We start from the raw sequence: 6,916 nt of genomic DNA on the forward strand, positions 1-6,916 counted from the left end.
TCTTCCCATTTTTTTCCACTCATTTGCCCCTTCGAGTAAAATTTTACACATACGGATTTATTCAGCTTTATGTACATGTTCGAAATACTCTTCAAGCGTCCAGCCGTGCTTGTAAATGACGGCTGCCGCCTCTTTTCCGACATACCGGAAATGCCAGGGCTCGTACTCATATTTCGTAATGTTCTCTTTGTTTTTCGGATACCTTAAAATAAACCCGTATTCATGCGCATGTTTTGCAAGCCAGATGCCTTCCTTCTGCTTCCCCATTTGCTGTGAGAGAAGGAAATGGGCGGTCTGGCTTGTAATATCAACGGCGAGACCGGTCTGATGTTCGCTCGACCCCGGGATGGCAACCGCCTGTTCTGCATGTTCTTCCCCCGAACTTTGCACTTCTGCCGCATACACAGCTTTCTGGCGGTTATACGACCGGTATGCGGAAGCGGCATATAATTCAATGCCGTCCTTCTCGGCGGCGGCAAACATTTTTTCAAGCGCCGCGGCTGCTTCTTTCCGCATATAGCTTTTTTCGATTCTTTCGTCGCCAAATGAAAAGCGGACATTCGGCCGGACGAGGTCTTTCGGTTTGTAATCCCCGAGAATATAGTTTTTATTGACAAGCGCCAAAATATTGTCCGGATTCTGGATCACTTTTTTCCCGTTAACCGTTTTGATTTTGTTAAAATATTTTGCATCAAGCACCAAACCGGAACCGGTTTTTTTCGCGGTATCCGTGTGGGCCGGTTTCGCCGGCGCGGTACTTTTATGGGCGCCCGTTTCCGGCTGGTTTCCGTTTGTTACACTGCAGCCGGCCAAAAAAATCGCGGCAAGGCCGGTATATACATATTTTCTCATGTTGTCACCTTTCTCTATCCTAAAAAATTTGTGCTTTTGATCCTTCTACCGGTACCGCGTTCACTGCGGCATGGGCTTCTGTCCCAAAATGGATGCTCGCCCCCATTTTGAGCCGGTACTGCAAAAGAAGCGGCATGAATGCCCCATCCGGATCTTTCTGCGATGGAAAAAGCAAGCACATTCCCGTTAAGCGCACAACCGTCCGCATCCCGCTCCTTTGCCAAAAAAAATCGCAGGTTTCTCCCCCTGCGATTTCTCTTTTTATTTTAAGGCAAATTCAACGGGACATCAAGTGCTATTTCGTGCGGGACCGAAAAAGGCTGTCCCGGATACCGATGCTGCACCTTTCCCTGTACGGCCTGCAAACAGATCGCCTCATATGGAATCGTCTTCATATTCTTCGTCTATGATGCTTTTTGCAAGCAAGTATTCAAAAGTGATATCGGCAATTTCGTCCAGTTCTTCTTCACGGGGCGCAAATCCCCTTTTCACGAGCTCTTTAAAAAAGAATGCGGCGATTTCCTCTGTATCAATATAAACATCCATATTCTCCATTAAAAACGCCCCCTTTTTTCATCCCGCAGCCACCCCGCGTTTTGTTCTGTTTGTTGATATAAATATGACCCCGTACGGTCTGATATGCCAAACCCCGCTAAACTAATCCGGGCCGCCGTGCGCCGAAAGAACCTGGATTTGCATTTTGACCGCCTCAAGCATGGCTCTGTACGCCTCATCACCAAACAGGTTTAACAGCAGCGTATAATCATTATACATATCGAGCAGGTGGTCGATTTTTTCCTGCGTTTTCAAGTCGGAAGTGACAAGCTGGTACAGGGGGCTGCTTTTCATCGGGTAAAAAAATTGATAACGGCTGACAAACGAATCGGCCTGCCCGGCATCGGCGATTAACAAAAGTTCTTCTTCATCCGCTTCAAGCCATTCGCCCTTTGGAATGCTGACCATTTCATAAATCACATCTTCCCATGCATCTTCTGCATACCGCCAAATCTCCGTGCGGAAACCAACAATTTTAAAAAGAACGCCGCCATAGCCTTTTACTTTTACAATATCCCCGATAAAAAATTTCAATTCTATATTGACTTCCTCTTTCTTATACAGAATCCCGTCATATTCTTCCAGGCGGGCGAGGCTTTGTTCGGCTAGGAGGCCTTCCCGGTCATTGACCACATAGAAATACCCTCCTTCCAGCTGTCTCACAGCCGTAATTTTTCCCACCGTCCCGTATACTTTTACGACCACTGTATCTCCAACTTGAAACTTCGGCGCTTTTGCATCCATTTTTCATGCTCCTTGAAAACGAAACACGTTTTACTTCATTCTATGCATGCGCTCCGGAAAAAGCGAACAGCACAATTTTCGGCCGGTTATTTGCTTTCGCCTTTATAAATCTCCCATGCCCGATCAAAAACCGACATTGACGGGATATAATGCCCGTTTAATTCGAGATAGGAACTGATTTCATGATAGTTGGTTGAATGTTTCGGAAAACTGTGATCATTGTATGCCCCATTGGCAAAAACCGTCAACTCGTCACGGAGATGCGGATCCCTATATCTCATTAAAAACTGGTAAAAAGATTTCATAAGTATCCTCCAAAATGATTTTTACTCCAATATAGCGGATCGTCTCCCCCGCGTAAAGTAGAAAGGGTGGCATTACGGGAAGAGGAATTTTTTACAAAAAACTAGAAAAAGATAGAAAACATGTTTAAAATATAGATGATGATTTGCGGTTCACAGGGTAAAAAGGAGGGGCTTTTGATTGAATAAAAGGAACATTTTTGCAATAAGAAAGCAAAAAAGCGAGAAACGGAAAAATTCCCGTCCGAACCGCCAGCTGCATCGGCTTCCCCTTTATTATTTGCAGACGATCAGGGGAAAAATTGTGATTTCATTCGGGGTTTTAACCGTCTTGCTCATTGTATTAACCGTCACTTCATACATAAACATGCGCGAGCTGGAGAATGAAATCAATCATGTTGTCCAGCATGACCTCGCCGTGCACGATCGTGTCCAAAGCCTGCTCAATCAGACCGGCGAAATTGAAACGGGCGCCCTGAATTACGCCATTTCCGGAAATGAAGCTGCGTTACGGCCGTATGACCAGGGGAAACAGGAAGCCAGCAGCACGTTAAGCCGCTTGCAAAAAATGCTGAAAGATGACCGGTTGCAGAGCCAAAAACTCGAAAAAATTTCGGAAGCCTATAATTTCTGGGTAGGAACAGTTGACCGGGTTGTCGAAGCAAGGCAGTACGGGTCGGAACAAGAAGCGGTTGCACAAGTGAAGGATTCCCAGGCATCCGACTACATGAAAAATTTGAAAAGCAGCATCCATGATTTGCTGATAAGCACCACACAGGCATCAGAAAGCCGGATCGGCGACTTGCATCGTTCCGTCCTGATTGCGCGGATCGTAACCGTCACCCTTTCCTTGCTTGCCATCGTGCTGGCTGTCATGCTCAGCATCAGCCTAACGAAAAACATCAAATCGAGCACGAGAAAAATCAGCCGGTCGATTTTGGGAATCGCAGATGCCGGCGGGGATTTGACAAGGCGGATTGAAGTGACGTCCAATGACGAACTGGCAAAACTGGCAAGAGATACAAACCAGCTGATAGACGGCATTGCCCGGCTTGTAAAAGAAGTATCCGCGATGGCGGAAAGTGTCTCTGCCTCAAGCGAAGAACTGCTCGCTTCTTCTGAAGAAACATCGAAAACGATCCAGTCGATTGCGGAAACAGCCAATGAAATCGCGGCAGACAGCGAACAAACTTCTTCCAAGATGGATACATCCTTATCGAAAATGAAGTCGCTTGAAGAAGTGGTCGATACGCTTTTCCGGCAGGCGGAAACGGTAAAACAGGCTTCGCTCCATATGAAAGAATCGGCAGAAAAAGGCAGCCGGTCCATTATGGAAACGTCCGGCAAAATGAAGAGCATTGAAGCGATCATGACAAATACGAGCAAAACGGTAGAGGCGCTCGGTGGAAAGTCGGATGATATTACAAAGATCATTATGACGATCACCGGGATTGCCAAACAAACCAATTTGCTTGCATTGAATGCGGCAATCGAGGCAGCCAGGGCCGGGGAGCACGGGCGCGGCTTTGCCGTCGTAGCAGATGAAGTCAGAAAACTGGCCGAACAATCCCAGTCTGCTGCCCAGGAAGTCACGAATATTGTGCGTTCGATCCAAAAAGAAATTAGCACCATTATCGGCCAGAATCAGGAAGGGGTAGAGGCGGTTACTTCCGGCGTGCAAATTTCCAATGAAACGATGCACTCGCTAGAAGTCATTCAAAAACAAACGAATGAAACGACAAATGTCATTATTGACATGGCCGCCCAAATTGAAAAAACGCAAAAACTTTCTGTCGATGTCGCCAATTCGTTCGATGCCGTCAGCAAGATTGCCATGAATACCGCGGCAAATACGGAAATGACCGCAGCAAGTACCGAGGAAGGGTCTGCATCGATGGAAGAAGTCACAGCCGCAGCCTCGGAGTTGTCAAAGCAGGCAGAAAACCTGCGCAAGCTGATCGGAAACTTTAAAATATAAAAGGGACACGAAAAAAGCCCAGGGCATAGCCCTGGGCTTTTTTCATTTTTAATTGGGGCCGATCCAGCATGCGCCGATAATGATCAGCAAAATAAACAGCACAACAATTAAAGCAAAGCCGTTTCTGTGTCCTGCAAAGCCCCAGCCGTAACCGGAACCGTATCCGTAACCAGACCCATAACCGTATCCGTAGCCGCAGCAGGGGTCATATGCAGGGTAAGCACCTTCATGGCCGTAATACATCCCATTCACTCCTCAAAAAAACTGTTTTTCTGTACAGTGCATCGTATGGGATACGGGCCCGTTTTGTATGTGCATCCGCCCAGCCGGCTTATTCTTTTTCTTCAAAGAGCGCAAGATACTCCCCATATCCTTCTTCCTCAAGCTTTTCTTTCGGAATAAAACGCATCGCGGCTGAATTCATGCAGTACCGAAGATGCGCAGGGCCTGGCCCATCCGGAAACACATGGCCCAAATGCGCGTCAGACGCCTTGCTTCTCACTTCCGTACGAATCATGCCGTGGCTCGTATCAAGCCGTTCGGTAAGTTGGCCGGCATCAATCGGTTTTGTAAAACTCGGCCAGCCGCAGCCTGCATCATATTTATCTTTTGAACTGAACAGCGGTTTTCCGGAAATAACATCGACATAAATACCGTCGCGGAACTCGTTCCAGTATTCATTTTGAAACGGCGGTTCCGTTCCGTTTTTCCGCGTCACTTCATATTGCAAAGGCGTCAGTTTTTCATCCTTCATGTTCATCCCTCCAATGGTTGCGGATAAATGCGGCCCTGCCTGAACCTTGCCGGTAAGCCTCGTAATGGGTCGGATTTTTCCGGTAATAATCCTGATGGTAACTTTCCGCCGGATAAAAGGCAGAAGCCGGTTCAATTGTGACAGCAATCGGCTTTTTAAACCGCCCGCTCTCTTCCAGCCGTTTTTTTGAAGCTTCCGCCGCCTGCCGCTGGGCTTCGTTTTGATAGAAAATAACCGGCCGGTAAGAGCCCCCCCTGTCGTAAAACTGCCCGCCTGCATCTGTCGGGTCAATTTGCCGCCAGTAAATGTCAAGCAGCTTTTCGTAAGGAAAAACTTCCGGATCAAACGTAATTTCAACAGCTTCTGTATGCCCGGTCGCACCGGAGCACACTTCCTCATATGTCGGGTTCGGCTTTGTTCCGCCTGTGTACCCAGAAACAACTTTTTGAATGCCGGGCAATTGGTCAAAAGGATGGACCATGCACCAGAAGCATCCGCCGGCAAAAATCGCGGTTTCCTCTGCCATGCGGCTCCCCCCTTTATAAAAGATTATTTTTTATTTTACCTGTTGATGTTGTTTTCATCCAGTTTCGTGACTGCAAGCCCCGATTTCATTATAATGGATCATAGCGGCGATTTTAACGGAAAGGGGTCTCATGATTGGAATTACCTGAAACCTTTATGGAAAAGATGGGGAAGCTGCTTGGAAAGGAAGCCGATGATTTTTTCCGCTCCTATGAAAAACCGCGGGCGTCCGGATTGCGCCTGAATCCGACAAAAGTGAGCGAAACGGAATGGCATGCGCACAACCCTTTCCATTTGGAAAAAATTCCTTTTGCCTCCGGTTATTATTTTGATGAAGAAAAAGACAAGCCTGGAAAACACCCGTACCATGCCGCCGGGCTCTATTATATCCAGGAGCCGAGCGCGATGTTTATCGCAGGGCAGCTCGGACTTGAAAAAGGCGATAAAGTGCTTGATTTATGCGCCGCGCCGGGGGGCAAATCGACGCAAATTGCATCTGGAATCGGCGAAAACGGATTTCTGCTTGCAAATGAAATCCATCCGAAGCGGGTGCGCGCGCTTTCTGAAAATATTGAACGGCTTGGGTTCTCCAATACCGTTGTGACAAACGAAACGCCTGAAAAACTGAGCCGGCATTTCGAAAACTATTTCGATAAAATTTTGGTTGACGCCCCCTGCTCCGGGGAAGGCATGTTCAGAAAAGATCCCGAAGCCGCGCGTTTCTGGAGCCAGGAACATGTCGAAGCGTGCGCGCAAAAACAACGCACGATCTTGGAGCATGCCTGGAAGATGCTAAAGCCCGGCGGCACCCTTGTTTATTCGACCTGCACCTTTTCTCCGGAAGAAAACGAACAGACAATTGAAGCTTTTTTGGCGCGGCATGAAGACATGGCACTGGTGCCGATTCCCCATGAACACGGCGTTGGACCGGGAAAGCCGGAATGGGCAACAGAAAAGCGGAAAGATTTGTCCAATGCGGCGCGTTTATGGCCGCACCGCTTAAAAGGCGAAGGACATTTTGCTGCAAAAATGCGCAAACACGCGGAGGAAACGGGGCAAAAGGTGCCGCTTGAAAAGGGCATGAAGCTTTCAAAGCAACAGGAAAAAGACTGGACAACCTTTGCCAAAAACACCCTCGAGCATTTTGACCCGGGCAGGCGCTCCTTTTTTCTGTATAAAAACGAGCTTTTCCTGCTGCCTTTTAAC

General features: G+C 47.7%; 8 protein-coding genes and 1 pseudogene. 2 read left to right on the forward strand and 7 right to left on the reverse strand.

Annotation, left to right across the window (positions count from 1 at the left end):
- Positions 1 to 57: 57 nt before the first annotated feature.
- The 4 genes from P9687_RS06855 to P9687_RS06870 all read right to left on the reverse strand — a co-directional run bounded on the left by P9687_RS06855 (position 58) and on the right by P9687_RS06870 (position 2,456).
- Entirely contained in the window at positions 58 to 852 is a 795-nt protein-coding gene (locus P9687_RS06855; protein ID WP_014098453.1) for a M15 family metallopeptidase, read from the reverse strand.
- A gap of 375 nt (positions 853 to 1,227) precedes the next feature.
- Positions 1,228 to 1,407 (reverse strand): YozD family protein, encoded by a 180-nt coding sequence (locus tag P9687_RS06860; protein WP_014098455.1) that lies wholly within the window; start codon positions 1,405 to 1,407, stop codon positions 1,228 to 1,230.
- Positions 1,408 to 1,509: 102 nt separating this feature from the next.
- On the reverse strand, positions 1,510 to 2,151 hold the full coding sequence (locus tag P9687_RS06865) for a hypothetical protein (RefSeq protein ID WP_035188544.1): 642 nt from the start codon (positions 2,149 to 2,151) through the stop codon (positions 1,510 to 1,512).
- Positions 2,152 to 2,237: 86 nt separating this feature from the next.
- Positions 2,238 to 2,456, reverse strand: a complete 219-nt coding sequence (locus P9687_RS06870) for a YozE family protein (protein WP_014098457.1) — start codon at positions 2,454 to 2,456, stop codon at positions 2,238 to 2,240.
- A 178-nt stretch (positions 2,457 to 2,634) separates the two neighbouring features.
- Here P9687_RS06870 and P9687_RS06875 point away from each other — a divergent pair, with 178 nt between their 5' ends.
- Complete coding sequence (locus P9687_RS06875) at positions 2,635 to 4,431, forward strand: methyl-accepting chemotaxis protein (protein WP_035188542.1); 1,797 nt, start codon at positions 2,635 to 2,637, stop codon at positions 4,429 to 4,431.
- 48 nt (positions 4,432 to 4,479) lie between these two features.
- Here P9687_RS06875 and P9687_RS17310 read toward each other — a convergent pair.
- The 3 genes and pseudogenes from P9687_RS17310 to msrA form a co-directional block, all read right to left on the reverse strand.
- Positions 4,480 to 4,569, reverse strand: a pseudogene (locus P9687_RS17310) (YjcZ family sporulation protein); the annotation flags it as partial.
- Positions 4,570 to 4,762: 193 nt separating this feature from the next.
- The gene (gene msrB / locus P9687_RS06885; RefSeq protein WP_017550782.1) at positions 4,763 to 5,185 is read right to left on the reverse strand and encodes a peptide-methionine (R)-S-oxide reductase MsrB; all 423 of its coding nucleotides are present in this window, start codon (positions 5,183 to 5,185) and stop codon (positions 4,763 to 4,765) included.
- A complete protein-coding gene (msrA, locus tag P9687_RS06890; protein ID WP_017550781.1) occupies positions 5,175 to 5,711 on the reverse strand; it encodes a peptide-methionine (S)-S-oxide reductase MsrA in 537 nt (178 codons plus the stop codon). The genes msrB and msrA overlap by 11 nt, the downstream gene beginning before the upstream one ends.
- 134 nt (positions 5,712 to 5,845) lie before the next feature.
- Here msrA and P9687_RS06895 point away from each other — a divergent pair.
- Positions 5,846 to 6,916: NOL1/NOP2/sun family putative RNA methylase (locus P9687_RS06895; RefSeq protein ID WP_328228879.1), on the forward strand; the 1,071-nt coding region annotated here is incomplete at its 3' end.

Origin of the sequence: Weizmannia sp. CD-2023 (assembly GCF_036225245.1) — a bacterium.
GTDB lineage: Bacteria > Bacillota > Bacilli > Bacillales > Bacillaceae_C > Weizmannia > Weizmannia faecalis.

Coding starts and splice junctions, on each gene's coding strand:
- P9687_RS06870 (WP_014098457.1), bottom strand. CDS start 2,456: ATGAAATCTTTTTACCAGTTTTTAATGAGATATAGGGATCCGCATCTC.
- P9687_RS06860 (WP_014098455.1), bottom strand. CDS start 1,407: ATGGAGAATATGGATGTTTATATTGATACAGAGGAAATCGCCGCATTC.
- P9687_RS06865 (WP_035188544.1), bottom strand. CDS start 2,151: ATGGATGCAAAAGCGCCGAAGTTTCAAGTTGGAGATACAGTGGTCGTA.
- msrA (WP_017550781.1), bottom strand. CDS start 5,711: ATGGCAGAGGAAACCGCGATTTTTGCCGGCGGATGCTTCTGGTGCATG.
- P9687_RS06855 (WP_014098453.1), bottom strand. CDS start 852: ATGAGAAAATATGTATATACCGGCCTTGCCGCGATTTTTTTGGCCGGC.
- msrB (WP_017550782.1), bottom strand. CDS start 5,185: ATGAAGGATGAAAAACTGACGCCTTTGCAATATGAAGTGACGCGGAAA.